Genomic DNA, 25,787 nt, shown 5'->3' on the forward strand with positions numbered 1-25,787 from the left:
CCCGCCACCCGGGCTGCGCAGCCCCCTGAAATGCTGTACCGATCCCCCCACCTCCACCCAGGCGCCGGACCGCCCAGCCACAGGAGAGACCACGATGCCGAAGAGCGTCCCCGTCCCCATCTTCGACTGCGTCGTCTTCGGCGCCACCGGCGACCTGACCCTGCGCAAGCTGCTCCCCGCGCTCTACTACCGCTTCCGCGACGGCCAGATGACCCCCGAATCCCGCATCATCGGCGCCGCCCGCTCCCGCCTGTCCGACGACGACTACCGCGCCCGCGCCGCCCGCGCCCTGGAACAGCACGTCCCCGCCCAGGACCACGACAAGCAGACCATCCACCATTTCCTCAACCAGATCTTCTACATCCCGATCGACGCCACCGAGCCCGACGCCGACTGGAGCCAGTTCCTCCGCGTGCTGGACGACGCCTGCATCCGCGTCTTCTACCTCGCCACCTCGCCCGACCTGTACGGGCCGATCTGCCAGGCGCTCGGCACCGCCGGGCTGGTCACCGAGAAATCCCGCGTCGTGCTGGAAAAGCCCATCGGCCACGACCTCGCCTCGGCCCGCGCGATCCTCGAAAGCGTCGGGTCGGTGTTCTCGGAAGCGCAGACCTTCCGCATCGACCACTACCTGGGCAAGGAAACAGTGCAGAACCTGCTGGCCCTGCGCTTCGCCAACACCATCTTCGAGCGCCTGTGGAACGCCGACGTCATCGACCACGTGCAGATCACCGTCGCCGAGACCGTCGGGCTGGAGGGCCGCGGCGGCTACTACGACCGCTCCGGCGCGCTGCGCGACATGCTGCAGAACCACATGCTCCAGCTTCTCTGCCTGGTCGCCATGGAGGCGCCGGTGTCGCTGCAGGCCGACCGGGTGCGCGATGAGAAGCTGAAGGTGCTGCGCGCGCTGAAGCGGATGGACCCGCACGACGTCGCCACCCACACCATCCGCGGCCAGTACGCCGCCGGCGCCATCGACGGCCAGCCGGTGCCGGGCTATGCGGCGGACCTCGGCGACGGCAGCACGTCCCTGACCGAGAGCTTCGTCGCCCTGAAGGCCCAGCTGTGTACCCTGCGCTGGGCCAACGTGCCGTTTTACCTACGCACCGGCAAGCGCCTGCCGAAGAAGGTGTCGGAGATCGTCATCCAGTTCCGTGCCGTGCCGTTCTCCATCTTCCCCTCCGACGCGGCCGAGTGGCACCCGAACAGCCTGATCGTCACCCTGCAGCCCGAGGAAGGCATGCGGTTGGAGATGATGACCAAGGACCCCGGCCCCGGCGGCCTGCGCCTGTCGCCGACGGGCCTGGACATTCGCTTCGAGAAGACCTTCGGCCGCCGCTTCCCCGACGCCTATGAGCGCCTGCTGATGGACGCCGTGCGCGGCGATCCCACCCTGTTCATGCGCCGTGACGAGGTGGAAGCCGCCTGGTGTTGGGTCGAGCCGATCCTGCAAGCCTGGGCCAGCCGCCCGGACCATCCGCGCCCCTATCCCGCCGGCAGTTGGGGCCCGACCGCCGCCATCGCGCTGATCGAGCGCGACGGCCGCACCTGGCACGAGGACCTCGAATAGGGGCGGCCGTACCCTCCATCGGCGCAGCCGTTTTTCTATCGTCATGGCCGGGCGTGTCCCGGCCATCCACCCCCCGCCGTTGACGCGCAGATGGCCGGGACACGCCCGGCCATGACGATAGGGAGACGACCTTGCCCCGCGCGACGGGGAACGGGCCGACCGGACGCGCCCACGCCCGCCCCGGGGACTTGCCCCCCGCCCCGGCGTCGCGCAGGCTCCCACAAAACCAACCGAGGAGACTCACATGGCCAAGGTCAACGGCGCCACCCTCATGGCACGCAGCCTGAAGCAGCAGGGCGTCGAGTACATGTTCGGCATCGTTGGGTTCCCCGTCCAGCCGATCGCCGCGGCCGCGCAGAAGGAGGGCATCCTCTACATCGGCTGCCGCAACGAACAATCCGCCTCCTACGCCGCGCAGGCGGTCGGCTACCTGACCGGCCGTCCCGGCGCCTGCCTCGTCGTCTCCGGCCCCGGCGTCGTGCATGGCCTGGCGGGCCTGGCGAATGCGCAACAGAACTGCTGGCCCATGATCCTGATTGGCGGCGCCTCGGCCACCCACCAGAACGGCATGGGCGCCTTCCAGGAGGAGCGCCAGGTCCAGATCGCCAGCCCGTTCTGCAAGTTCGCCCACGCGGTGGAGCACGTCCACCGCATTCCGTTCTACGTCGAAATGGCCGTGCGCCACGCCATCTACGGCCGTCCCGGCGCCTGTTACCTGGACATGCCCGACGACATCATCCTGGGTGAGGTGGAAGAAGAAAAAGCCCACCAGGCCGCCACCGTTGGCGATCCACCCCGCATGCAGGCGGTGGACGCCGACATCGACCGCGCGCTGAACGTCCTCGAATCCGCCGAACGCCCGCTGGTGATCGTCGGCAAGGGCATGGCCTGGTCGCGCGCGGAAGACGAAGTCCGTGCCTTCATCGAGCGCACGCAGGTCCCGTTCCTCGCCTCCCCCATGGGCAAGGGCGTGATCGACGACACGCATCCGCTGTCGGTCGGCGCCGCCCGATCCCACGCGCTGCAGGAGGCCGACGTCATCGTCCTGCTTGGCGCGCGCCTCAACTGGATCATGCATTTCGGCCTGCCGCCGCGGTTCAACCGCAACGTCCGCATCGTGCAGGTCGACATCGCGCCCGAGGCGATCAGCCAGAACGTTCCGGCCGAGGTCGGTCTCGTCGGCGACGGCAAGGCGATCGTTGCGCAAATGAACAAGGCTCTCGCCAACCGCCAGTGGTTTTACCCGAAGGACACTCCCTGGCACGCCGCCATCGCCCAGAAATCCGCGGCCAACGCGAAGCAGATCCAGCCGATGCTCGACGACGACGCGGCGCCAATGAACTACTACCGCGCCTTCAAGGACATCAGCGCCTGGCTGCCGCAGGATGCCGTGATCATCGGCGAGGGCGCGAACACCATGGACATCGGCCGCACCCAGATGCCGAACCGCAACGCGCGGCTGCGCCTCGACGCCGGCAGCTACGGCACGATGGGCATCGGCATGGGCTTCGTCCTCGCCGCGGCCGTTGTCCATCCCGATCGGCCGATCGTTTCGGTATCAGGTGATTCTGCGATTGGCTTCTCGGGGATGGAGATCGAAACGGTGTGTCGCTACAACCTGCCGGTGAAGATCGTCGTGCTGAACAACGGCGGCATTGGCGGCGGCGTGGACACCCTGCCCGAGGACAAGTCGAAGATCCCGCCGCGCGCGCTGATCTGGGGCGCGCGTTACGACCGGATGATGGAGGCCTTCGGCGGCCGGGGTTGGTACGTCGAGGATCCCGCCCAACTGCGCGCCGCCCTCGACGAGGCGATGGCGTTCCACGGTCCGGCGCTGGTCAACGTCAAGCTGCATCCGGAAGCCGGCCGGAAGCCGCAGAAATTCGGCTGGCACACGTCGTAGGGCCGTTCCCATAGCGGCACGGACAGGCGTGTCCCCCTGGGTATCACGATAAGGCAACGGTCCGAGAAGGATTTGGCGCCAGGTCCGTTGCCCCTCGTCATGGTCGGGCGTGTCCCGTCCGTGACGAGGGGCAACAGACCCGACGCCGCCTGATCCCCGGCTTGCCCAACCCGATCCCGATGATAAACACCGCACGCAAGGCCATCATTGCGGAGGCATCCATGCCAGACCAGCCCCCGACCGTCGCGCTAGCCCTGCAAGGCGGCGGGTCGCACGGCGCGTTCACCTGGGGCGTGCTCGATCGCCTGCTGCTGGAAGTTGCAGCCGGCCGCCTGCGGATTTCCGCTGTCAGCGGCGCCAGCGCCGGCGCGCTCAACGCCGCCCTGACCGTCAGCGGACTGGTGCAGGGTGGCGCCGAACTTGCCCGGCGCAAGCTGGAGGAATTCTGGCGCTCCCTGTCGCGCCGCGGCTTCCTCGACGGCAACAGCCTGTTTTTCAACGAGCCCGGCCTCTTCGGGTTCAACCTCGACTGGTCGCCTGTCGCCATTGCGCTGGAAGCCATGGGATTGGTTGTTTCACCCTATACCAACCCGTTCTATACCGACGCCCTGGCGCCGCTGGTCGCGCAGGCTTTCCCCGCGGCCGAACTCGCCGCGTTGAATGCCGCCGCGACGCCGCGGCTGTTCGTGACCGCCACCGACGTGACCAGCAACGGCCGGGCGATTTTCACCCAGCCCGACATCTCCACCGCCACCCTGCGCGCCTCTGCCGCCCTGCCGACGGACTTCAAGGCGGTCACCATCGGCGGCGTGCCGTACTGGGACGGCGGCTACCTCGGGAATCCGTCCCTGTCGCCGCTGCTCGATCACGCGCAGGATCTGCTTCTTGTCCTGGTCAATCCCTTTCACCGTGACGGCATGCCGCCGCGCAGCGCGCCGGCGATCATGGATCGGCTGAACGAAATCACCTTCAACGCCTCGGTCGTGCTGGAGGTCAACGCCATCGAGGCGATCAACACGCTGCTCGCCGAACTGGCGCGGGACAACGTGCCATACACGGGGCGCTACAAGCCGATCCATTTGCACGCAATTCGCAATGATAAGTTCAACGAGCAGCTCGGCTTCGTATCGAAGAGCAGCACCTCCTGGACCCTGCTGTCCGCGCTGCACGACGCGGGCTACCAGACGGCCGACGCATGGCTCGACGCGCACCGGGACGACCTGGGCGCGCGGTCGTCCCTCGACGTGAAGGCCGACCTGATCGACAAGGTCCTCAACGCGCCGGTGCCGGCCGCATCGGCGACGTGACGGGTCGCTTACCGGCCCCGCCGGCCTGTGCTAAATGTATCCGGCAGCGATACAGGCGGGCCGGATGGCAACGGACAGCGAACAAGACACGGGCGGCCGGATGCAGGCGATGGTGCTGGAGGCGCCGCACCGGCCATTGCGGTTGACCGCGATGGCGGTGCCGACGCCCGGTCCCGGCCAGGTGCTGCTGCGCATCGCCGCCTGCGGCGTGTGCCGCACCGACCTGCACGTGATCGACGGCGAACTGACCCAGCCAAAGCTGCCGCTGGTGCCGGGGCACGAGATCGTCGGCCGGATCGCCGCCCTGGGCCAGGGCGTCACGCGGTTCCGCCTCGGCGACCGCATCGGCGTCCCCTGGCTGGGCTGGAGTTGCGGCGCCTGCCGCTTCTGCCAGTCGGGGCGGGAGAACCTGTGCGACCAAGCTCGCTTCACCGGCTACCAGATCGACGGCGGCTACGGCGACTATACAGTGGCCGACCAGCGCTTCTGCTTCACGCTGCCGGACGCCTATTCCGACCTCGAGGCCGCCCCGCTGCTGTGCGCCGGGTTGATCGGGTACCGCGCGCTGCGCATGGCGGGGGAGGGGGAGCGGCTGGGCCTGTACGGCTTCGGCGCCGCCGCGCACATCATTGCGCAAGTGGCACGCTGGCAGGGGCGGCGGATCTTCGCCTTCACCAGCCCCGGGGACGCCGAGGCGCAGGACTTCGCCCGCTCGCTCGGCGCCGTCTGGGCCGGCGGTTCCGATCAGCCGCCGCCGGAACCGCTTGATGCCGCAATCATATTCGCCCCCGTCGGGCCACTGGTGCCGGCAGCGCTGCGGGCGGTGGAGCGCGGCGGCACCGTGGTCTGCGCCGGCATCCACATGAGCCCAATCCCCAGCTTCCCTTACGACATCCTGTGGGGCGAGCGCGTCGTTCGTTCCGTTGCGAACCTTACCAGGCGCGACGGCGAGGAATTCCTGGCGCTCGCGCCCAAGGTGCCGGTCCGGATCGCCGCCGTGCCGTACCGGCTGGACCAGGCGAACGCCGCGCTGGACGACCTGCGGGCCGGGCGGCTGCAAGGCGCGGCGGTGCTGGTGGCGGACGACGGCAAGCCCGCCTGAACAGGCGTCGTCGCGCACGGCGTGTCCGTTCCTGGACTGCAAGAAAACCGTTGCATCGGGAACAGGTTCCGGACCGTCGCGTTCGCGTCACTCACGCCCTGGCGGGACGCGCGATGCCTCATACAGGAACCACGTGCGCCGCTCGGTTTCGTCGATCCAGACTTCGAGCAGGCTTGCCGTGGCGACGTCGTGGTATTCGTCACAGGTATTGTGCGCCTGGCGCATGGCCGCCGTCAGCCGCATGTTGTCCTCGCGCAGTTCAGCCAGCATGTCCTGCGGGTGCACGTACTCCGCGTCGTTGTCCGCTATGCGCTGCAAGCGGCTGATGTGGCTGATCGAGCGCAGTGTCGTCCCGCCGATTTTCCGCGCCCGCTCGGCGATCGGGTCGGTCATTGCGAAAATCTGGTCGCTCTGCTCATCGAGCAGAAGGTGGTAGTCACGGAAATGCGGCCCGCTCATGTGCCAGTGGAAGTTCTTGGTCTTGAGATACAGCGCGAACGCATCCGCCAGCAGGCCCGCGAGCGCTGCACTGATATCCCGTGTCGCCTCGGCGGGGAGATCGGTCGTGGTGGAGGCTTCGTTGTGCCTGATCTGATCCGTCTTCTTGCTCATTGCTGTCGGTCCTCCGTCAGTCGGCAAGCCTGCATATACCTTCGGCCCGTGCCGCCGCGTTCAACGGTGCGAGTACTGGTCGATGCAAACCTTGCCTTCATTGGTTTACTTGCATCGCCCGCCGGTCTTCTGGACAGGCATCGCGCGTTGCGCAAACGCACGGCGAAGAGCAGGATGAACCGCACCACGTGAACCCGAAATCCGGGTTTGGAAACTCGAAGGCCAGCAGAGGCGAAGTGCGGCAGGAGCCTGCCTGGACGACTGCCGCCACCGCCGGCGTGCCCGGCCGGGGCGCGATACCGATCCGGAAGCAAAACGCCTGAACACGTGTCCCACTCCAACCCAAGGCAGGATCATGAGCACGTTCACGACCAAGGACGGAACCGAGATCTACTACAATGACTGGGGCAGCGGACAGCCGGTCGTCTTCAGCCACGGCTGGCCGCTTTGCGCCGATGCGTTCGAGGACCAGATGTTCTTTCTCGCCTCGCATGGCTATCGCTGCGTCGCCCACGATCGCCGCGGCCACGGGCGGTCGGGCCAGCCGTGGCATGGCAACGATCTCGATACGTATGCGGATGATCTTGCCGAGCTTGTCAGGCATCTCGACCTGGCGAAGGCGATCCATGTCGGCCACTCCACCGGCGGCGGCGAGGTCGCCCGCTATATCGGCCGGCATGGCAACGACCGCGTCGCCAAGGCCGTGCTGATCGGCGCCATCCCGCCCATCATGGTCAAGAGCGACAGCAACCCCGGCGGAACGCCGATCGCGGTGTTCGACGAACTGCGCGCTTCGGTGCTGGCGGACCGGTCGCAGTTCTGGCGGGACCTGAGTCTGCCGTTTTATGGCTACAACAAACCGGGCGCCAAGGTTTCCGAGGGCGTGCGCGAGTCGTTCTGGCGCCAGGGCATGATGGCCGGCCTGCCGGCGGCGTATTTCTGCATCAAGGCGTTTTCCGAAACGGACCAGACCGGGGACCTGAAGAAGATCGACGTGCCGACGCTGATTCTGCACGGCGACGCCGACCAGATCGTGCCGATCGGCGACTCGGCGCTGTTGTCGGCGAAGATCGTCAGGAACGCGACCCTGAAGATCTACGAAGGCGCGCCGCACGGCATGTGCACGACATTGAAGGACCGGGTGAACGCCGAGCTGCTGGCATTCATTCGCGAATGAATCCGGTCCGGCTTCGTTATGGTTACCATTCAACCATGCACCGGGCACGCCAAACCGTGCCGAAATGGCAATGGCCGTCAACCCGTTATGTTGGCGCCTACGACTATATCCGGCGGCGGGTAGTAGGGCCGGTCGCCAAGGCCGCGCACGCGGTCCCAGAATTCCGGCCCGGAGGCTTTGCCAACCTCCTCAAGATCCGCGGCCTGGCGCCAGATGTTCCAGGAGTCCGGATGCAGCCGGCTGGCCTCGGCCAGGAACGGCGCCGCCTCGTCCGCCCGCCCGTGGCGGCGCAGCCAGACGCCGAGCCGGAAATTGGCGTCAGCGAGCGCCATCTCGGGCGTGATCGTCGGCAGCTTTGCCCGGGCCTGGTCCGTCGCCAGGGCGTGCCGCCCAGTGCGAACCCAGTCCCGCACCGCGTCCAGATACGCGACTCGCGCCGTCTCGCGCGCGGTCTGGTCCTCGGCGGACATCGTGCGGGTGACCGGGTCCATGCGGCGGAAATGGTCAGTCGAACCGGCGGTTTCCGGCGGGCGCACGATCCGCCCGGCCTCGTCGATCCAGACGCATTGCGGCACGTTGACCATGCCGTAGAGGCTGGCGACGCGATGGTCGACGTCGATCAGGCACCAGTAGGAGGCATTCGCCTGCTCGATCCAGGGACGGGCATGCTCGGCGCCGCGGCTCTCCTCGGCGACGGCGACGACGGCGAAATTCTCGGTCTTCAGGCTGTCCGCCAATTGCTGCCACACGGGCAAGTCAAAGCGGCAGCCTCACCAGGAGGCCCAGGTCGTGAGGAAGACCTTCCGGCCGCGGAGGTCCGACAGGCGGTGCTGCGCCCCGGCAAGATCCGGCAGCGCGAAATCCGGCGCTTCGAGTCCGGCCAGGGCAGCCGTCCGGCTGTCGGCCGCGGTGCCCAGCACCCAGGTTTCGCCGTGGGCGTCGGAGACGACGGGATGCCCGAGGGTGCGCCAGAATGCGGCGACGTCGACCTTGCCGTCGCGACGGGCCTCGTCGTTCAGCGGCACGCAAAGCGCGTCGCGGCACATGCCTTCGGGCTTCAGCGTCCAACCGGTGATCGCCTCGGCATCCCCGGGTGAAACGCGCAGGCCGCCCGTTGCCGCGACCTGGAACTCGCCGCTGTCTGTCAGAACGACTGCCATGGGTGCCTCCCTGGTGTTTGCCTCATGCGGAAGAAACGCTTGGTTGCGTATCTCTGAGTTCTGAATTCCTGCCGTCAGTTGCGGCAGAAAATGCCCGGATGCGCGTCGCGGGTCAAACCCGGGGGCCAGGCCAACTGTCGGATCGCTTCTGTGGCAGACCGCATCCCGGTTGCGACTGATGCCCGGTTGTGGCAGGCCGATGGGGACGAAGTGGGCTTTATGTCCTGCCCAAGCCTGCCGGCTCGTGACACGCAGCCACCACCGGCGCAGCGTTCCCCGCGCCTCCGTGCGTGCATCCGCGTCCTCCCAGCCGTCACTCCGCCGCCCCCACCGCGGGCGCCGCCGGTGCCGTTTCCGCATTGTCGCGGATATTCAGCCAGAAGGCGCAGATCACCGCCGAGACGATGCCGAAGATCGCCAGTCCATACAGTCCGCCGGCGAAGCTGCCGGTCGCATCTTTCGCGAACCCGACATACCAGGGGCCGAAGAAGCCCCCCAGGTTGCCGATGGAGTTGATCCACGCGATCGCCGCCGCCGCGGCCGGACCGGTCAGGAACATCGGCGGCATCGCCCAGAACGGCCCCTTGGAGCCGTAGAACCCGCAGGCGGCGATCGACATCCCCACCAGCGCCCACCACGTGCCCATCGTCATCCCCGCCATCACCAGCCCGGCGGTGGACAGCACGCAGGCCCAGAACAGGTGCCAGCGCCGCTCGTTCGCCCGGTCCGACAGCCAGCCCCAGCCCAGCAGCGCCGCCGTGGCGCACAGATACGGCACCATGGTCAGCCAGCCGACGGCCATGGTGCCGCTCACCCCCAGCGACCGGACGATCTGCGGCATGAACAGCAGCATCCCCAGGCTGGCGGTGACGATGCCCAGGTAGTTCAGCGACAGCAGCAGCACGCGCGGGTCGATCATCGCCTGCCACAGGCTCATGGCCTGGGCCGTCTCCTTGGCCTGCCGCTCCGCGGCGATCGTCCGGGTGAGCCAGTCGCGCTCCGCCGGCGTCAAAAATTTCGCCTGCTCCGGCCGATCGGCCAGGATGAGAAGGACAACGAGGCCCATCAGAATGGTTGGCACCGCCTCCAGGAGGTACATCACCTGCCAGCCGTGCAGGCCGAAGACGCCGTCCAGCCCCAGCAGCGCCGTCGACAGCGGCGCCCCCGCCGCCACGGCGATCGGCAGGCCAATCAGGAAGCCGGACATGATGCGGGCGTGGTGGTCGTGCGGGAACCAGTAGGTGAAGTACAGCACCAGTCCGGGGAAGAAACCAGCCTCGGCCAGGCCCAGCAGGAAGCGGATCATGGCGAAGCTGTGCGGCCCGGCGGCGAATGCGGTGGCACCGGCCAGCAGGCCCCAGGTGATCATGATGCGGGCGATCCACAGCCGCGCGCCGACTTTCTCCATGATGATGTTGCTCGGGACCTCGAACAGGAAATAGCCCCAGTAGAACGTGCCGGCGGCGAAGCCGAAGTCGGTGGCGGACAGGCCCAGGTCGCCGCGCATGGTCAGCGCCGCGAAGCCGACATTGATGCGGTCCACGTAGCACAGGAAATACGTGATCACGGCGATGGGCAGCAGGCGCAGGTAAACCTTGCGGATAGCCGAGGCCGCGACAGCCTGTTGCATGGCGGACTCCCTGAATGGTCCGGGTGCCGGTTTCCGGCTTGTGGGTCTGCAGCCTGCCACGGGCGGCGCGGCCCGCGCAAATCACCGCACAAATCACCTTGCGGCCAAAACCAGAAAAGAGTTGCAATGGAACAACCGTTCCTGTATAATTTCCTATATCTCTAGGAAAGATGTCTGGTTTGGTTCATTCATGGTGACGATCAAAGCCGGCGTCGGCGTCGGCGGCGCCAACCGGCCCGGCGACGTCCGCCAGGTCCAGATGTTGCTGCAGCGGCATGCATACTGGCTCGAGGGGACGGCGGTCGCGGTCAATGGACAAGCGGATCCGGTCACCTGCCAAGCCATTGGCGCCTTCCAGCGCAACGCGGCGGCGCTGCTGGACCCGGACAGCCTGGTTTCGCCGCACGGTTTCACGCTGCTCTGGCTTAACCGCGCGGCCATCCCGCCGCTGCGCAGCCCGGTCTTTGCTCCGGCCCGCATCGATCGCGCTGGCGGCGGGCTGGTCGCCGCCGATTATGCCCGCGCCGCGGCCAGCCTGGGCAGCGATGCCGCCGTGGTGCAGGCGGTCGCCGAGACCGAGACCTGCCGCGCCGCCTGGGACGACGACGGCCGGCCGACGATCCTGTTCGAGCGGCATGACTTCAGCCGGCTGACGCGGCGGCAGTTCGACGCCAGCCATCCCGACATCAGCAACCCCGTGCCCGGCGGTTATGGTCCGTATGCGGCCCAGTGGCCGCGGCTGCGGCGTGCCGCCATGCTGGATGAAACCGCCGCGCTGCAGTCGGCATCCTGGGGCGCGTTCCAGATCATGGGCGAGAATTACGGCGCATGCGGCTTTGCTTCGGTCGATGGCTTCGTCGAGGCAATGGCGGCGAGCGAGCAGCAGCAGCTCGACGCGTTCGTCGCCTTCGTGCAGCGCGACCCGCGCACGCTGACGGCGTTGCGGCGGCGCGCCTGGGCGGCCTTCGCCCGGCTGTACAACGGTCCCGACTATGCCGACAACGATTACGACGGCAAGCTGGCGGAAGCCTACCGGAAGTTCAACGCGGCCACGGCGTGACGATCCGCCGCATCGGGTGCGCCGGGACCCGCGTCCGGTCGCGGCGCCTGACGCTGCTGCCGGGCGGCAACGGCCTCGCCGGCGTGGGCGGGCGCTGCGGCGGCGGTAACCGCGCTCAGGCCGCGCCACGCAGCCGCGCGGTTCCGGCTGTATCGACGCCGAGGCTGTCGGTCAGCGCCACCTTGTAAAGCCGCCTTGCGTTATCCGCCGAGACCAGGCCGTCGCGCACGTCGCGCGCCACCAGCGCCGGGTCGCGGTCCGCCGGATCGCCCAGGCCGGCGCCGCCGGGCAGTTCCAGGATCAGGCGGTCGCCGTCGGGGATGACCTGCAGTCCTTTCGTGCGCAGCGTCTTGCCGGACTTCAGCGCCACCCGGCCGTTGGCGCCGTCCAGCCCGCCGTCGCGGCCCTTCGGCGCGTGGGCGATGCGGTCGAAGCTGGCGTTGACGGCGAATTCCAGGTCGCCCTTGGTGGCGATTTCCATCACCTGGCCGACGCCGCCGCGGGTGCGGCCGGCGCCGCCGGAGTCGGGCTTCAGTTCCTTGCGCCAGATGACCACCGGCGCGACGTTCTCGGTCGCCTCCACCGGCATGGTGCGCACGCCGGAGGGGAAGGCGGTGGCGTTCAGCCCGTCCCGCGTCGGCCGCGCGCCGGTGCCGCCGGAGTTGAAGGTGATGATCTCGAAATCGGCGACCACCGGCTTGTTGCCGCGCGCCTGGCCGGAGATCGCGCCGCCACCGCGCAACGGCGGGTTCCACAGCGCCGAGGCGCCCTCGGCGGTGACGCGGTCCGGCACCGCCTGGTGCAGGCAGCCCATCATCAGGTCGGGCAGCAGGTGGCCGATGACGTGGCGGACCGAGACGGGGTAGGGGCGGGGGGCGTTCAGGATGCAGCCTTCCGGTATTTTCATCCGGAACGGGGCGAGGGAGGCCCAGTTGTTGGGGATCTCGGGCGCCACGACGCACTTGATGCCGAAGCAGGCATAGGCGCGGCAATACGCCGGCGGCACGTTGATGCCGCGCGAGGACAGGCCGGCGGTGCCGGCGAAGTCGACCGCGATGCCGTCGTTGCCGACGGTCATCGCGGCGGCGAGGCGGACGGGTTCGTCGTAGCCGTCGGAATGGATTTCCGCCTGGTAGGTGCCGCCGGGAATGCGGGCGATTTCGGCCAACGTTGCGCGCAGCGAACTGTCGAAGATGAAGTCCGCCAGCGGATCGAGACTGGCCAGGCCGAATTCGTCCATCATGTCCGCCAGGCGGCGGGCGGCGGCGTCGTTGCAGGCGCAGAGTGAATAGATGTCGCCTTCCAGTTCCACCGGCAGGCGGGAGCCGGCGCGGATGAAGTCGAAGAAGGTCTCGTTCGGCGCGCCGCGGTCGAAACATTTGACGATCGGGATGTACAGGCCTTCCTCGAACACCGAGCGTCCCTCCGGCCCCATGCCGAGGCCGCCGACGTCGATGACATGCGCGGTGTTGGCGAACAGGCCGACGATGGCGCCGTGGTGGAAGGCGGGGGTGACGACGGTCAGGTCGTGCAGGTGGCCGGTGCCCAGCCAGGGATCGTTGGTGATGTAATGATCGCCCGGCTGCATCGTTGCGGCGGGGAATTTCTTCAGGAAGTGCCCGACGGATTCCATCATGGAGTTGACGTGGCCAGGCGTGCCGGTGACCGCCTGCGCCATCATCCGGCCGTGCAGGTCGAACACGCCGGCGGACAGGTCGCCGGCCTCGCGCACCGTGGTGGAGAAGGCGGTGCGGATCATGATCTGCGCCTGCTCCTCCACCACCGCGATCAGGCGGTTCCACATGACCTGGCGGTGGATCTGCGCGAGGGCGGCGGTGTCGTGGGACATGGACGGGTCCTGCGTGGTTTGGCGCCAGTGTGGCATGGGAGGTGATGGGGGCCAAACTGGGTGGCGGTTTCGGTTGCATGCGGCTGCGACCATATATATAGTGAAAATCACTACATGTAGGTGCCCTGATGGATCAGGCTATTTCCGCCGCAGAAGCGAACCGCAGCTTTTCCCGGCTTCTCAGGGAGGTCCGGCAGGGATGCTCCTATGTGGTGACCGCCCACGGCAAGCCCGTGGCCCGTATCGTTCCCTGCCACGAGGCCGATCAGGCGCGTGAGACAGCGCGTTCGGCCCTGCTCAGGCGGCTGGCGGATCAGCCCGTTGTCGATATCGGTCCCTGGACACGCGATGACCTGTATGAGCGCTGAGCCGTGTCGATCGCCCTGGACACCAAAATCCTGGCCTATGCCGAAGGGGTGAACGGGGCGGAGCGCCGCGCGCAGGCCGTCCGGATCCTGCAGGATCTGACCGGTGAGACGATCGTCATTCCGGCGCAGGCGTTGGGCGAGTTGTTCACCTTGCTGGTCCGCAAGGCGCAGCGTCCGGCCGCCGACGCGCGGGCCGCGGTGCTCGGGTGGCACGATGCGTTCCCGGTCGCCGATACGTCGTCATCCGTGCTGCTGGACGCGATGGAACTGGCGGTCAGCCATCGGTTTGCGCTGTGGGATGCCATCGTGCTGGCCGTGGCGGCGGCGTCAGGATGCCGTTGGCTGTTGTCGGAGGACATGCAGGACGGCTTTACCTGGCGGGGCGTGACGATACGGAATCCGTTTGTGGGATCGCCACGGGCAGAGTGACCGGGACGCCTCGCTTTCATGATCACCGGACCATCCTGTGGCGGTTATGCTTTCGGGCTAAGGTCGTGATTGCGTGGAGCCCGGATCTTGCCGCCGTGCCAGCGTGCACGAAAATCCTGGCCCGCCAGCCACCTTGGTGTTAGAGCCTGTTTGAATGGATAGTGTTTATGGATCAATGGTTTATCATGATACCTGATAGAGGAACACGGCGCCCACGACTCCCATGGAGGAACGGTCGTTGGAGGATGCGCACGACCCGCGCCTGCCGACAGTCAAGGGTGGAGGTACTTCCCGGCTCGCTGCGATAAAGGAGGAGCAATTCGAGTAAAACAGGCTCTTACTCTTCGAACCAAATCGTAATACCGCCGCTGCGGGGCATGAAATGAGTGAAACCAAGCACAGACGGACCCGCGCCGCGGCACATCCCGCGGTGGCCAGGGGCGCAGGCGGCAAGGCACAACGCACGGTCGCGCTTCGCATCGCCGATGGCATGGGTCTGCTGGCCGGGCCGAAGACCAAGCACTGCAATGCCAAGGTCTCGCCCAGGCTGTTCCAGGCCGCGGCCAGACGGATTGGCACCACATCCCCGGCGGCGGTGATCAACGCCGCGCTGGCATCGCTGGCGGCTGAGGATGAACTGGGGCCCTGGCTCGCACGGAACTGGGGTATCCTGGCCGAGGCTCCGCCGGACCTGCTGGACCAGATCGACCTGTAGGCCGTCACGGACCCTGTTCGGCGATGGCAAAGCCGATCCGGCGTGAGAGGGCTGCTTTGCCCAGGCTTGGAGCCGCGGTGCCACCGGGGCCCGTGGTTCTGGACAGCAATGTCTTCATCAATGCCCTGGCCGGACGTGGCCCCATTGGCGTTAAAATAGGGCTGGCTGTTGCCTCGTCGTCATGGCCCGGCTCGTCCGGGCCACCTGTCGCGGCACAGTGCTGGAATAGGTGGCCCGGACAAGCCGGGCCATGACGGAATGGCAAGCATCGTGCCGCCACGCTATTTTAACGCCAATGGGACGTGGCCCGGCGGTGTTGCGCAGCCTGCTGGAAGCCTTGCCGCGAGTCTTCGTCGCGGCACCGACGCGGGCTGAACTGGCCTGGGTAAAAGGGCGGCTGGACCCGGATCACCCTGGCTCGGCGCGCATCGTTGCCACGTATGAGGCCGTGCTGGCGCGTGTCGATCCGTTCAAGGTGCTGGTGCCGACCGATGCCGACTGGCTGGCGGCCGGCGAGCTCGCAGGGCTGGCGGCCCGCGTGCTGATCGGCGGCGGACGCAAAATCGCAGCCGCCTTTGACCGGGTCGAGCTGATCAACGACGCCCTGACGGCTGTCCTGACGGCCAAGGCCGGCTTTACGGTGATTACCGAGGACAGCGATTTCGACATACTTGCCCAACTTATCCCCGGCTGCCGGGTGTTGTTCTATGACCGTCAGGAAACGTGGAAGTAACAAAACTCCCGATGTCGTCGCCCTCCTGTCAGCGCAGCAACGTGATGTATCCCAGCCGATTGACTGTCGCCGACCAACCCGGGCTGACCAATGTGGAGGTTTCATCCTCCGCCACGATGGCCGGTCCGGCCACCGTGGCCCCCGGCGCAAGGGCCGCACGGTCATACACCGCCCAATCCGACACCGCCCCCGTCGTCGTATCGCGCACCGGCTGGGTCCGCACCGGTGCCGCCTGTGACGCGGGCGCCACGTCTTCCTGCGGCAACGCCGGCACCGCCCCGGCCACCGTCGTCACCACCACGGCATAGCTCATGATCTCCACATCCGAGCCCGGCACCGGACGATCGTAGAACCGGGCGTATGCCTCATCGTAACGCGCCCGGATCAGCGCAATATCGTCCTGCTCCAGCACCTTCACCGGCAGCGGCACGGGGATTTCGTGCCCCTGTCCGACATAGCGCATATACGCCGTCCGCGTCTCCGTCGTTAGCGCGCCGAAACTGCCCTGCGCCACCGCCGCCTCGGCTTCCTGCCGCATGGCGTCCAGCAGGTCGTTCACCGCCGCCACGTCGAAGGTCGAAAACCGCTGGTACAGGCTGCGGACAACCTCGTACCCCACCGGCGCGCGCAGGAAGCCGATGGCGCTGCCGACGCCAGCGCCGGAGGGCACCAGCACGCGGCTGATGCCGACCTTCTCCGCCACCCGGCAGGCGTGCACCGGCCCGCCGCCGCCGAAGGCGATCAGCGTGCGGCCTTCGTATGTCTTGCCGGACTCGATCGCGTGCACTCGCGCGGCGTTGGCCATGTTCTCGTCGACCATTTCCACCACGCCCAGCGCCGCCAGTTCCGCCGTCAGTCCCAGCCCGGCGCCGACATCCGCCAGCAGCGCGTCGTGCGCCGCGGCGACGTCCAACGCGATGGAACCGCCGGCGAAACGGCCAGGATCGTAACGGCCCAGCGCCAGGTTGGCATCCGTCACCGCCGGATGCGTCCCGCCCTTGCCGTAACAAGCCGGCCCCGGATCCGCCCCGGCGCTTTCCGGTCCGACGGCGATGCGGCCCATCGCATCGACATGCGCCAGCGACCCGCCGCCGGCGCCGATTTCCACCATCTCGATCACCGGAATCCGCAGCGGCAGCCCCGATCCCTTGCGGAACCGGCCGATCCGGGCGACCTCGAAGGAGCGGGCGGTCTGCGGCTTGCAGGCGTCAATCAGGCAGATCTTCGCCGTGGTGCCGCCCATGTCGAACGACAGCACGCTGTCCAGCCCGCATTCCCGGGCGATGTGGGCGGAGAAGATCGCGCCGCCGGCCGGGCCGCTTTCCACCAGGCGGATCGGGAAGCGGCAGGCGGTATCGATCGTCGTCAGCCCGCCGCCGGACATCATCAGGAACAGCGGCGCCGTCGCGCCCGCGTCGTGCAGCTCCGCCTCCAGCCGCCGCAGGTAGCGCGCCATCATGGGCTGCACATAGGCATTGGCGACGGTGGTGGAGAACCGTTCCCATTCCCGCATCTCGGGCGAGACCTCGGACGACAGCGACACCGGAACATCCGGCAGGGCGCGGGCCAGGATCGCCGCGATGCGCCGTTCGTGCGCCGGATTGACGAAGGCGTGCAGCAGGCCGACGGCGACGCTCTCGACGTTTTCCCGCCGCAGCAGCGGCACCAGCGCCTCCACCGCCGCCTCGTCCAGAGGGCGCAGCACGGCGCCGGTGTTGTCCAGCCGTTCCGGTACCGGCAGGCGCAGGGCGCGCGGCACCAGAGGCTCGGGCAGCACGATGTTCAGGTCGTACTGGTCGTAACGGCTTTCGTTGCCCATGGCGATGACGTCGCGGAAGCCCTCGGTGGTAATCAGCGCCGTGCGGGCGCCCTTGCGCTCGATGATGGCGTTGGTGGCGAGCGTGGTGCCGTGGATGATCAGGCCGATATCGCCCGGCGCCACCCCGGCGGCGCGGATGACCGCCTGCATGCCTTGCATCACCCCGCGCTCGGGGGCCGCCGGCGTGGTCAGCACCTTGACGGTGGTCCGCGTGCCGGCGTGCTCCAGGGCGAGATCGGTGAAGGTGCCGCCGATATCGACGGCGAGGCGGGCGGACGTCATGCGGTTCCTCGTTTGTTTTGGCCCTGGGCGTGCGCCGGGAGCATTGCGCAACCCTTGGTCCGTGATCGGCGGACGGACGTCAAGACGCGGCCGGCGGCGCCATCGTCGGCGGGCGGGGGAAAGGCGCTTGCGGGGCCTGCGGCACAGAAGCGGGCTCATCTGCCATATCATGCGCCAAAGTAACGAACTGCTTGCCATCGCGTGGCTTGCGCACAGGGTACGGTGGATGCGGGTCTTTCGCGGCCGCAGGCCGCAATAACCGCTCCTCTGCGGCCTCTGCGCCACCTCTGCGCGCTCTGCGTTGCAGCGCGGTGGTTGTCGCGCCACCGGCGTTTACCGTCAGGCGGCTCCCCGGCCACAGCGGTCTTTGTTGCGGCACCGCATTTTTAACGCAGAGCGCGCAGAGCTGGCGCAGAGGCCGCAGAGCAGATCGTACTGCAACCCGCGGCGAGCCTGCACCGTCCGGCCGGGACGGGCATGAAGCGCCCGTTCAGTGCAATCGAAACGGAGCAGGCTCAGACCAGCCGCACCGGCGCCGGATACCGCGCCACCACCGGGTCCGCCGTCAGCAGCATCAGCCCCTCCGTCAGCGACTGGGCGACCAGCAACCGGTCGAACGGGTCCCGATGCAGCGGAGGAAGCGTCTCGACCGCCACGGCGTGGTGGCCAAGCACCGGCAGTTCCTCGTAGCCGTTGTCGAGCAGGCCGCGCCGCAGCACCCGCGGATCGACGCGAAAATCCTCGCGGCCAAGGCTGCGCTTGATGGCGATCTCCCAGATGCTCGCCACGCTGAAGACAGGCACGTTGGCCTCATCCTCCAGCAACGAGCGTGCGTCTGCCGGCAGGCGTGTTGAATCGGCGGCGGCCCACAGCAACAGGTGCGTATCCAGCAGCCATCTCAAGATGACTCGCCATGAAACATCGCGGCGATTTCGGCGGCGCCCAGCGTGTCGAAGTCATCCGGAACGGTGACCTGGCCCCGCATGAAGCCCAGCCGGCGTTGCCCGCCCGCCGCAGGTTGCTCCAGCGCGGTCAGCCTGGCCAGCGGTTTGCCGGCCCTGGCAATAATCACCGTCTCGCCGTTCGCGGCCGCCTCGACCAGTTGCGAAAAATGCGTCTTGGCTTCGTGAATGTTGACCGTGCGCATGGTCAGTCCTCCGGGCTAAGCCCACTTGGTCCACCCAACCACGAAATTCAAGCCAACGGCGCCGCCCTGTTGCATCGGCCGCGTCCGGCACCACGTTGCAGCCGCGGCGGGACGGTCACAATCCTGTCTCCCGCGATGTGCATCCGGCGCGGTATTCGCGTAGAACAGCCGCCCCGACCCAACCAGGAGCCAAGGCATACACGTGCGGCGAGAAACCATAGCCATGATCTGGATCGGCGGCCTCGTGCTCGCCGTGGCCCTGTATATTGTCGGCCCGGACAACTTCATCGCCGCCACCCTGGCGCTGATGAACGGCCTGAACGACCTGGTCCGCAACCTGGCCTACAGCCTGGGCGCGCAGGTGTTCGGCGTGGTCCGGGCGGCGGCGATCGCGATCTATGTCGTGTTCTTCATCCTGGCCGCCCTGGCGATCCAGCAGGGGCGCCGCGGCGTCTGGGCGCTGATCGTCGTCACCGGCGCCTTCCTGTTCCTGGTCTGGCGGCCGGAGGGCGAGGCGTCGGCCCCCGCCGGCCGCTGGATCATCGCGCTGGCGTTGGCCGTCGTCGGCGCCCTGGTGATGACGCAGCGCCTGCTGGCCCGGCCGCGCGAGCGCCACGAGATCCCGCCCTATCCGATGGGCGGGCCGCCACGGTGAGCGGCGCCATGAACGCCACCCCGGGCGGCGATCCTTTGGCGCCGCACGGCGCCTCTCGTATGCAGCAGGCGGCCAAGCTGGCGCTGGCGCTGGTGCTGGTCGGGCTGGGGATGTGGGCGCTGCACCGCTATTTGCCGGCGCTGATCTGGGCGGCGATCCTGGCGATCGCCTTCTGGCCGCTGTACCAGCGGGCGCTGCGCCGCTGGCCTCCCAAGGGGAACAACGGTCCGCACAACGTGCTGCTGCCGGCGGCGTTCACCGCGGCGATCGGGCTGGTGTTCATTCTGCCGGCCGGCATGGTCGCCTACCAGACCGGCAAGGAAGTCCGCGGCGTCTACGACACCATCGACAAAGCGCGCACCGAGGGCATCCCGCCGCCGGAGTGGCTCGGCCACCTGCCCGTCGGCGCATCACAGGCGACGCAGTGGTGGCAGGCCAACCTGTCCAATCCCGACCAGGCGTCGGACCTGCTGAAGCGCGCGCGGGACTCCCGCCTGGTCGCCAACAGCCGCGAACTGGGCGCCGAGGCGGTGCACCGGCTGGTGCTGTTCGGCTTCACCCTGCTGACCCTGTTCTTCCTGTTCAAGGAAGGCGACAAGCTGAACGGCCAGTTGCGCCGCGCCAGCGCCCGTGCCTTCGGCCCGTCCGGAGAGCGCATCGGGCGGCAGATGATCGCCTCGGTGCACGGCACGGTCGATGGGCTGGTGCTGGTGGGCCTGGGCGAGGGCTTCCTGATGGGCATCGTCTACCTGTTCACCGGCGTGCCGCATCCGACGCTGTTCGGGCTGTTCACCGCGATCGCCGCCATGGTGCCGTTCGGCGCGCCGGTCGTGTTCGGCATCGCCGCGCTGGTCCTGCTGACCCAGGCCAAGGTGTTCGGGGCGATCGTGATCGTGGCGTTCGGCTTCATCGTCACCTTCGTGGCCGACCACTTCATCCGCCCGTCGCTGATTGGCAAGACGACGCGGCTGCCGTTCCTTTGGGTGCTGCTGGGGATTCTCGGCGGGGTGGAAACCTGGGGGCTGCTCGGCCTGTTCCTCGGCCCGGCGGTCATGGCGGCGCTGGTGCTGCTGTGGCGGGAGTGGAGCGAGGGGCGCAATCCCGAGGTCGCGTGACAGCACCCGGACGGGGCGGCATTTGCCAATCGCACGGCGGCGGGCGTTGCCAACTCGTCATGCCGGCGCGCAGGTCCGGTATCATCCCGTCATGGCCCGGCTTGTCCCTACGGGATGCACACACCTCGGAAATTGTCCGCCGCGGCCGTTGCTTCACCGTCATGGCCCGGCTTGTCCGGGCCACCTGTCGCGGCACAGGTGCTGGAATAGGTGGCCCGGACAAGCCGGGCCATGACGATGGAGGAACGTCGCAGGGAATCAGGCAAGCCTCTGATTTAGCGTCTGGTTCCGAATTGTTTCCGAGGTGTGTGCATCCCGTAGGGGCCTTTGCCCGGGCAGCCGCAATACGACGGCGCAGCCGTGCCGCATGCATCCCTGCTTTGACGCCCGTACGAGCGGGGCCGGGTTCCCTCACCTCCGCGTAACGACCCTGACGCCGATCGACCCCGCGGACCGTCCGGCGCGCGGGATCGTCACCGGGACCGTACTTGAGCGGGCAGGCCCCTTCGGCTGATACTCAGGCCGGCACGACAAGAACGCCGCACAGAGAAACCGGCGGCAGCCAGGGGGAACGACCAATGATCACGACACGCCGCAGCTTCGTCGGCAGCGCCGCCGCGCTGACGCTCGCGCCACTGGCCCGCGCGCGGGCGCAAGGCCGGCCGAAGATCACCATCGGGGTGCTCACCGACCTGTCCGGCACGTACCGCGACAACACCGGGCCGACCTCGGTGGCGGCGACGCAGCTGGCCGTGGAGGAAATGCGGCCGCACCTGGACTGCGACGTGGCGGTGATCAGCGCCGATCATCAGAACAAGCCGGACGTCGCCTCGGCGATCGTGCGGCAGTGGTTCGACAGCGGCGTCGACGTCGCCGCCGACGTGCCGACATCCTCGGTCGCGCTTGCGGTGGCCGAGGTGGCGAAGGAGAAGGACAAGCTGATGCTGAACGCCTCGGCCGCCGCCGCGGCGCTGACCGACAGCCAGTGCAGCCCGAACACGATCGTCTGGAGCTTCGATACGTACGAGAACGCGGTCTCCACCGGCGGGTCGATCGTCCACGAGGGCTTCAAGTCGTGGTATTTCATCACCGCGGACTATGCCTTCGGGCAGTCGCTGGAGCAGTTGACGTCCCAGGTGGTGAAGAAGGGCGGCGGCGAGGTGAAGGGCGCGGTGCGCTATCCGTTCCCCGAGACCACCGATTTCTCGTCCTACCTGGAGCAGGCGCAGGCCAGCGGCGCGAAGGTCGTCGGCTTCGCCAACGCCGGGCTGGACGCGCAGAACTGCATCAAGCAGGCGCATGAGTTCGGGCTGAACCAGACGATGAAGATCGCGCCGCTGCTGATGTTCATCCAGGACCCGCACGCCATCGGCACGCAGATCTGCGGCGGGCTGCTGACGACTGAAACGTTCTACTGGGACATGAACGACCGCACCCGCGGGTTCACCAAACGGCTGCTGGCACAGACGAAGCGGAACAACTATCCGAACCAGGCGCATGCCAGTTCGTACGCCTCGACCATTCACTACTTGAAGGCGGTCAAGGCGCTGGGCCCGGCTGAAGCGAAGAAGAGCGGGCGGGCGGTGGTGGCGAAGATGAAGGCGCTGCCGACGGATGACGACGCGTTCGGCCAGGGGCGGATACGCGCGGACGGGCGCGGCGAGTTCCCGGCCTACCTGTTTCAGATCAAGACGCCGGCGGAGAGCAAGGGGGAGTGGGACCTGTACAAGCTGGTCCGCACCACGCCGGCGGCGGACGTGTTGCATCCGCTGAATCCGAAGTGCAACTTCCCGGCGGGGTGAGGGGGGCCTGGCGAGGACGGAAACCGGGCGCGGGCCCATGCGTATCGGGATAAGCGGACTGGCGGAGCAAAGGCTTCTCCCTCACCGTCATGGCCGGGCGTGTCCCGGCCATGACGGTAAGAGAACGGCCGAGGCGCCAAATCCTTCTCCGGCCGTCGTCTTCTCCTGATACGCATGGGGACACGCCCGGCCATGACGGTAAGAGAACGGCCGCGGCTCCGGGCCGAGGCCAGACCGTTCCCCTGGCGGCGTGAAACTATTCCGCTGGCTGCGGCGCCGGGCTGTACTTGTCGAGCAGGGCCTGGCCGAGCCTGACCGCCTCGTCGGGCGTCAGCCAGGACCAGTCGGCGCCACGGGACCGCAACGCGACCCAGACGGTGTCACCATGCACATGCTCTTCGACGGCGACTTGGGTTGGGTTGAACATGACCAAAGCCCTATACGCTGTTGACGACTCGATTTGGACTCGATACGGCCGCTGGTTTCGCTTCACCAGATCCGGGGTGAAATTCTGCGTGATTTCACCACAACGTGATGCCGTGCCATAGTCTTGACGCAAAGCCGGCTCGACCTGCAACAGAAAAATCGCGCCGGACGCGGATCGCCTGCCAAATCCTCCCGCAGCCTCGCCTGGCGTGTGTTCCACGCAACAGGCGGATGGTCCGTCCGGGTCCGACGGCAGGCCGGCGCCGCATAACCGCCCGTTTTCATTGTAAAAACAGGACAATTTCGATCAGCCGATCGGCGGCGCGACCGACGCCTCGGGCGCTAAAAGCCGAACATGTGATCCAGCGAGAAGCCGCCAGCCTCGTCCATCAGCCCGTGGTAGCCGAACAGCCGGCAGGTGGTATCCCGCACCAGCACGTAACCCTCCGCCCCCGCCGCGGCCAAGTCCGCGGACGCGAACAGCTGATGCGGCCATATCATGACCGAACCGGAACAGGCGATCCGCACCGGATGCTCGGCCAGCATCCGTCCGGATCCGTCATGAAGCTGCAGCGCCGTCGCCGACTGCCGCTGCCAGGGCGCGGAGGCGGGATAGATCAGCACCGCGAAGCTGCGCCGCCATGCGTCGCCGAGCCGGAGGAACAGCCGCGTGGACAATCCGGGCGGCGGGCCGGAGTAGGATTGCGGCTCATCCCGGTACGTCATGGCGGTGTTGAAAATATGCGCGCCGAAGCTCGATTCGGCGCCGTGGCCGGAGACGCGGTCCTCGTAGCGGAACAGCGCGTGCATCCAGCCATCGGCCTCGCCGCCGTCGCGGAAATCGTACACCAGCTCGGCGTGGCCCTGTTCGACGTCGAACCCGTCCAGGTCCATCGCCAGGCTGTGGTCGCGCGGCAGGCAACCCAGGAAGCGTTCGCCGCGCCGGGTGCCGTCGGTATCGAACACCTCCAGCCGCAGCGGCAGGGTGGTCTGCGTGGTCGCCATCGGCGTCGGCTGGAAGACCGTGCGGAAGCGGACGCGCGGCAGGATCGGGAAGGGGAGCAGGTAGCCGCGCCCCAGCGCCTCCGGCAGCGCCGGGATTCCCGGGTCCGCGCGCAGGTTGTCGCGCTCGACGTTGACGTGGGCGATGCGGACGCGGCCGGCGCGCGTCACCTCGTAGCGCGGGCGCACCACGTGCCGCCCGGCGCGCAGCTCGATCTGCGCCGGCCAGCGCACGTCCGGCAGCAGGTCCGCGACATCCAGCGCCACGGTGGCAAACGGGCCGACGGGCCGATCGAGCGCGACCGGCTGCCCGGCGCCCATACGGTCGAGCGCGATCGTCCCCACCGGGATCGGCGCGGCGTGGCTGTTCTGCAGCCACAGCACCACCCGCTCGTCCGCGCGCGGCGCCGGCAGGCCGGCGAAGCGGTCGGATGGCCAGGCGTTGGCGTCATGCGTGCAGGACAGCGACGCGCCGTTGTCCGAGGCGTAGGTGTCCAGCGCGTATTTCACCACGTCGTGCCCGGTGGCGCCGACGGCGTGGATGAACAACTGGCCGGTGAAGGCGTCCAGTCCGAACCGCCTCCGCGCATCCCGGCTGTCGATCGCGAAGCCGCCAGGCCCGGCCGGCAGGTCCTGCTCCCAGGTCGCCAGCGCCTTGCCGCCGGCGTCGAACAGGCGCAGCCACAGCCGCATGTGCCGCGCGCCGTAGCCGGCCCAGTAGTTGGCCGAGACCAGCCGCGTCGACAGCCCATCGGCGTCGCGGAAGAAGGCGAAGTTCGTCGCGAAGTTCAGCTTGTCGAGGTAGCGGCCGGGGACGCTGAGCAGATGCCCGGGCAGCCGCGCCTCGTCCAGCGTCAGGACGGCGGCGCCGGCGGGCAGCAGCGGCGCGATGCGGGCGACGATGCGGGCGGCGTCAAAGGCGGCGACCAGGACGGTGCGGGCGCCGCTCGCCGGCAACGCCGTCAGCGGCCGCGCGGCCAGGCCGGCGCGGTGCTGGCCGACGAGGGCGACGTCATGCACGAACAGGCAGTCGAACGGCCGCGGATACAGCGCGGCCAGCGCGTCGGCGATTCCGTCCGGGTCGTACAGCGCGACCGGGCCGTCCAGCCGCGCATACAGGCGCTCGATCGCCTCGGCTGCCAGCGGATGGGCGAGTGCCTTGTAGAGGACATTGCCCCCGGCGCGTGCGTCGAACGTTTGTATGTGCAGCATGGACCTTCCATTCCCGGAATCCTGGACCGGACGTCCGCACGCTATCGCGGACATCCGGTGCAGGATACACCCGTCTTCTCCAGGCCGGTGTTGCCCTGGTATTGGCCGTCGAGGCTTTCGCCCCCATGCCCTGAGCTTCTGCGACGAGCGGCGGTGTCGTTCCCGGGGAGGGTCAAGGCAGCGGGGGAGCCTGGATTGGCGACCGATTTTCAACACGGAGAACGCGAAGGACCACTGAGGGCCACGAAGGGGTGTGAACGAGTCAGAGCCTGAAAATCAATCGACTCCTGGCCGGAGCCGAAGTTGATACAGCGTACCGCAGGACGGTGGGGATTCAGCTTGCAGGCATACAGCGGCGGCATCGTCCGCTTCGGGCTGGGGCCGGGGCGTCGGTCCGGACCACATGCCGGTGCGGTCAGGGGTGCGTCCCTGTCATGGCCGGAGCCTGCGGCGGCCGACAATGGTCCACCACAGAGCCACAGAGCCACAGAGTTTGCAACGAAGGCGTCGGCAGCGCGGCGGTTCTGATCTCTGTGTCTCTGGTGCGCCCCGAAGGGTGCAATCACCTTGCGGGTGAAAGTCCCACCCGGGCAATGGTCGGTTGGCCCGGTAGCTGGCAGGCGGTGCGGTTGGGCAATTGGCCGTATCGAAGCCCTGCGACAAAGGCCGCTTCTGGCGGTTGAGCGACTCGATGGGCCGTAACGTGAGTGAA

At 68.0% G+C, this 25,787-nt stretch carries 22 protein-coding genes; 13 read left to right on the forward strand and 9 right to left on the reverse strand.

Annotation, left to right across the window (positions count from 1 at the left end; genetic code table 11):
- The first annotated feature begins 94 nt into the window (after positions 1-94).
- The 4 genes from zwf (at position 95) to CCS01_RS01325 (ending at position 5,882) form a co-directional block, all read left to right on the forward strand.
- Entirely contained in the window at positions 95-1,570 is a 1,476-nt protein-coding gene (zwf, locus tag CCS01_RS01310) for a glucose-6-phosphate dehydrogenase (RefSeq protein ID WP_104517028.1), read from the forward strand.
- A gap of 244 nt (positions 1,571-1,814) precedes the next feature.
- Positions 1,815-3,473: an oxalyl-CoA decarboxylase gene (gene oxc, locus CCS01_RS01315; RefSeq protein WP_104517029.1), complete on the forward strand. Its 1,659-nt coding sequence runs from the start codon at positions 1,815-1,817 to the stop codon at positions 3,471-3,473.
- Between the two features lie 221 nt (positions 3,474-3,694).
- Positions 3,695-4,780: a patatin-like phospholipase family protein gene (locus CCS01_RS01320; protein ID WP_104517047.1), complete on the forward strand. Its 1,086-nt coding sequence runs from the start codon at positions 3,695-3,697 to the stop codon at positions 4,778-4,780.
- Between the two features lie 100 nt (positions 4,781-4,880).
- Positions 4,881-5,882, forward strand: coding sequence for a zinc-dependent alcohol dehydrogenase family protein (locus tag CCS01_RS01325; RefSeq protein ID WP_104517048.1), 1,002 nt, complete (start codon positions 4,881-4,883; stop codon positions 5,880-5,882).
- 87 nt (positions 5,883-5,969) lie between these two features.
- On the opposite strand, the gene CCS01_RS01330 is transcribed toward CCS01_RS01325, so the two are convergent.
- Positions 5,970-6,494 carry a Dps family protein gene (locus CCS01_RS01330; RefSeq protein ID WP_104517030.1) on the reverse strand — a complete coding sequence of 175 codons (525 nt, stop codon included), beginning with the start codon at positions 6,492-6,494 and terminating at the stop codon, positions 5,970-5,972.
- Positions 6,495-6,849: 355 nt separating this feature from the next.
- Between CCS01_RS01330 and CCS01_RS01335 the strand changes: the two genes are divergently transcribed.
- Positions 6,850-7,671, forward strand: a complete 822-nt coding sequence (locus CCS01_RS01335; protein WP_104517031.1) for an alpha/beta fold hydrolase — start codon at positions 6,850-6,852, stop codon at positions 7,669-7,671.
- A gap of 77 nt (positions 7,672-7,748) precedes the next feature.
- Here the strand turns inward: CCS01_RS01335 and CCS01_RS35630 are convergent, their stop codons facing one another.
- Positions 7,749-8,831, reverse strand: a complete 1,083-nt coding sequence (locus tag CCS01_RS35630) for a ResA-like WAxxUGC motif-containing protein (protein ID WP_263499956.1) — start codon at positions 8,829-8,831, stop codon at positions 7,749-7,751.
- A gap of 313 nt (positions 8,832-9,144) precedes the next feature.
- Positions 9,145-10,461, reverse strand: coding sequence for an MFS transporter (locus CCS01_RS01350; RefSeq protein WP_104517034.1), 1,317 nt, complete (start codon positions 10,459-10,461; stop codon positions 9,145-9,147).
- A gap of 190 nt (positions 10,462-10,651) precedes the next feature.
- Between CCS01_RS01350 and CCS01_RS01355 the strand changes: the two genes are divergently transcribed.
- Positions 10,652-11,521 carry an N-acetylmuramidase domain-containing protein gene (locus tag CCS01_RS01355; RefSeq protein ID WP_204848098.1) on the forward strand — a complete coding sequence of 290 codons (870 nt, stop codon included), beginning with the start codon at positions 10,652-10,654 and terminating at the stop codon, positions 11,519-11,521.
- 115 nt (positions 11,522-11,636) lie between these two features.
- Here the strand turns inward: CCS01_RS01355 and CCS01_RS01360 are convergent, their stop codons facing one another.
- Positions 11,637-13,370: a hydantoinase B/oxoprolinase family protein gene (locus CCS01_RS01360; RefSeq protein ID WP_104517035.1), complete on the reverse strand. Its 1,734-nt coding sequence runs from the start codon at positions 13,368-13,370 to the stop codon at positions 11,637-11,639.
- Positions 13,371-13,498: 128 nt separating this feature from the next.
- On the opposite strand from CCS01_RS01360, the gene CCS01_RS01365 reads away from it, so the two are divergent.
- The 4 genes from CCS01_RS01365 to CCS01_RS01380 all read left to right on the forward strand — a co-directional run bounded on the left by CCS01_RS01365 (position 13,499) and on the right by CCS01_RS01380 (position 15,615).
- The gene (locus CCS01_RS01365) at positions 13,499-13,738 is read left to right on the forward strand and encodes a type II toxin-antitoxin system Phd/YefM family antitoxin (RefSeq protein ID WP_104517036.1); all 240 of its coding nucleotides are present in this window, start codon (positions 13,499-13,501) and stop codon (positions 13,736-13,738) included.
- Between the two features lie 3 nt (positions 13,739-13,741).
- Positions 13,742-14,167 carry a PIN domain-containing protein gene (locus tag CCS01_RS01370; RefSeq protein ID WP_104517037.1) on the forward strand — a complete coding sequence of 142 codons (426 nt, stop codon included), beginning with the start codon at positions 13,742-13,744 and terminating at the stop codon, positions 14,165-14,167.
- Positions 14,168-14,549: 382 nt separating this feature from the next.
- Entirely contained in the window at positions 14,550-14,882 is a 333-nt protein-coding gene (locus CCS01_RS01375; protein ID WP_104517038.1) for a hypothetical protein, read from the forward strand.
- A 313-nt stretch (positions 14,883-15,195) separates the two neighbouring features.
- Positions 15,196-15,615, forward strand: a complete 420-nt coding sequence (locus tag CCS01_RS01380) for a PIN domain-containing protein (protein ID WP_158258180.1) — start codon at positions 15,196-15,198, stop codon at positions 15,613-15,615.
- Between the two features lie 28 nt (positions 15,616-15,643).
- Here CCS01_RS01380 and CCS01_RS01385 read toward each other — a convergent pair whose 3' ends face one another.
- The 3 genes from CCS01_RS01385 to CCS01_RS01395 all read right to left on the reverse strand — a co-directional run bounded on the left by CCS01_RS01385 (position 15,644) and on the right by CCS01_RS01395 (position 18,863).
- A complete protein-coding gene (locus CCS01_RS01385; RefSeq protein WP_104517040.1) occupies positions 15,644-17,716 on the reverse strand; it encodes a hydantoinase/oxoprolinase family protein in 2,073 nt (690 codons plus the stop codon).
- A 515-nt stretch (positions 17,717-18,231) separates the two neighbouring features.
- Positions 18,232-18,618 (reverse strand): type II toxin-antitoxin system VapC family toxin, encoded by a 387-nt coding sequence (locus CCS01_RS01390; protein WP_104517041.1) that lies wholly within the window; start codon positions 18,616-18,618, stop codon positions 18,232-18,234.
- Positions 18,615-18,863 carry a type II toxin-antitoxin system Phd/YefM family antitoxin gene (locus CCS01_RS01395; RefSeq protein WP_104517042.1) on the reverse strand — a complete coding sequence of 83 codons (249 nt, stop codon included), beginning with the start codon at positions 18,861-18,863 and terminating at the stop codon, positions 18,615-18,617. The genes CCS01_RS01390 and CCS01_RS01395 overlap by 4 nt, the downstream gene beginning before the upstream one ends.
- 223 nt (positions 18,864-19,086) lie before the next feature.
- Here CCS01_RS01395 and CCS01_RS01400 point away from each other — a divergent pair, with 223 nt between their 5' ends.
- From CCS01_RS01400 to CCS01_RS01410, 3 genes are all read left to right on the forward strand, one after another.
- Positions 19,087-19,518 carry a hypothetical protein gene (locus CCS01_RS01400; RefSeq protein ID WP_104517043.1) on the forward strand — a complete coding sequence of 144 codons (432 nt, stop codon included), beginning with the start codon at positions 19,087-19,089 and terminating at the stop codon, positions 19,516-19,518.
- An 8-nt stretch (positions 19,519-19,526) separates the two neighbouring features.
- Positions 19,527-20,633: an AI-2E family transporter gene (locus tag CCS01_RS01405; RefSeq protein ID WP_104517044.1), complete on the forward strand. Its 1,107-nt coding sequence runs from the start codon at positions 19,527-19,529 to the stop codon at positions 20,631-20,633.
- 578 nt (positions 20,634-21,211) lie between these two features.
- The gene (locus CCS01_RS01410; protein WP_104517045.1) at positions 21,212-22,435 is read left to right on the forward strand and encodes an ABC transporter substrate-binding protein; all 1,224 of its coding nucleotides are present in this window, start codon (positions 21,212-21,214) and stop codon (positions 22,433-22,435) included.
- 256 nt (positions 22,436-22,691) lie between these two features.
- Here the strand turns inward: CCS01_RS01410 and CCS01_RS33435 are convergent, their stop codons facing one another.
- Together CCS01_RS33435 and CCS01_RS01415 are read right to left on the reverse strand one after the other, a co-directional pair.
- Positions 22,692-22,862, reverse strand: coding sequence for a hypothetical protein (locus tag CCS01_RS33435; protein WP_158258181.1), 171 nt, complete (start codon positions 22,860-22,862; stop codon positions 22,692-22,694).
- Between the two features lie 341 nt (positions 22,863-23,203).
- Entirely contained in the window at positions 23,204-25,075 is a 1,872-nt protein-coding gene (locus CCS01_RS01415; protein WP_104517046.1) for a hypothetical protein, read from the reverse strand.
- Between the last annotated feature and the right edge of the window lie 712 nt (positions 25,076-25,787).

The sequence above is a fragment of the Rhodopila globiformis genome, assembly GCF_002937115.1.
Lineage (GTDB): Bacteria > Pseudomonadota > Alphaproteobacteria > Acetobacterales > Acetobacteraceae > Rhodopila > Rhodopila globiformis.

Bases quoted from the DNA above. Each gene is read 5' to 3' on its own strand.
- CCS01_RS01400 (WP_104517043.1), top strand. From the start codon at position 19,087: ATGATCTGGATCGGCGGCCTCGTGCTCGCCGTGGCCCTGTATATTGTC.
- CCS01_RS01405 (WP_104517044.1), top strand. From the start codon at position 19,527: ATGAACGCCACCCCGGGCGGCGATCCTTTGGCGCCGCACGGCGCCTCT.
- CCS01_RS01415 (WP_104517046.1), bottom strand. From the start codon at position 25,075: ATGCTGCACATACAAACGTTCGACGCACGCGCCGGGGGCAATGTCCTC.
- CCS01_RS01365 (WP_104517036.1), top strand. From the start codon at position 13,499: ATGGATCAGGCTATTTCCGCCGCAGAAGCGAACCGCAGCTTTTCCCGG.
- CCS01_RS01385 (WP_104517040.1), bottom strand. From the start codon at position 17,716: ATGACGTCCGCCCGCCTCGCCGTCGATATCGGCGGCACCTTCACCGAT.
- CCS01_RS01325 (WP_104517048.1), top strand. From the start codon at position 4,881: ATGCAGGCGATGGTGCTGGAGGCGCCGCACCGGCCATTGCGGTTGACC.
- CCS01_RS01360 (WP_104517035.1), bottom strand. From the start codon at position 13,370: ATGTCCCACGACACCGCCGCCCTCGCGCAGATCCACCGCCAGGTCATG.
- CCS01_RS01335 (WP_104517031.1), top strand. From the start codon at position 6,850: ATGAGCACGTTCACGACCAAGGACGGAACCGAGATCTACTACAATGAC.
- zwf (WP_104517028.1), top strand. From the start codon at position 95: ATGCCGAAGAGCGTCCCCGTCCCCATCTTCGACTGCGTCGTCTTCGGC.
- CCS01_RS33435 (WP_158258181.1), bottom strand. From the start codon at position 22,862: ATGTTCAACCCAACCCAAGTCGCCGTCGAAGAGCATGTGCATGGTGAC.
- CCS01_RS01375 (WP_104517038.1), top strand. From the start codon at position 14,550: ATGAGTGAAACCAAGCACAGACGGACCCGCGCCGCGGCACATCCCGCG.
- CCS01_RS01350 (WP_104517034.1), bottom strand. From the start codon at position 10,461: ATGCAACAGGCTGTCGCGGCCTCGGCTATCCGCAAGGTTTACCTGCGC.
- CCS01_RS01355 (WP_204848098.1), top strand. From the start codon at position 10,652: ATGGTGACGATCAAAGCCGGCGTCGGCGTCGGCGGCGCCAACCGGCCC.
- CCS01_RS01410 (WP_104517045.1), top strand. From the start codon at position 21,212: ATGATCACGACACGCCGCAGCTTCGTCGGCAGCGCCGCCGCGCTGACG.
- CCS01_RS01395 (WP_104517042.1), bottom strand. From the start codon at position 18,863: ATGCGCACGGTCAACATTCACGAAGCCAAGACGCATTTTTCGCAACTG.
- CCS01_RS01320 (WP_104517047.1), top strand. From the start codon at position 3,695: ATGCCAGACCAGCCCCCGACCGTCGCGCTAGCCCTGCAAGGCGGCGGG.
- oxc (WP_104517029.1), top strand. From the start codon at position 1,815: ATGGCCAAGGTCAACGGCGCCACCCTCATGGCACGCAGCCTGAAGCAG.
- CCS01_RS01330 (WP_104517030.1), bottom strand. From the start codon at position 6,494: ATGAGCAAGAAGACGGATCAGATCAGGCACAACGAAGCCTCCACCACG.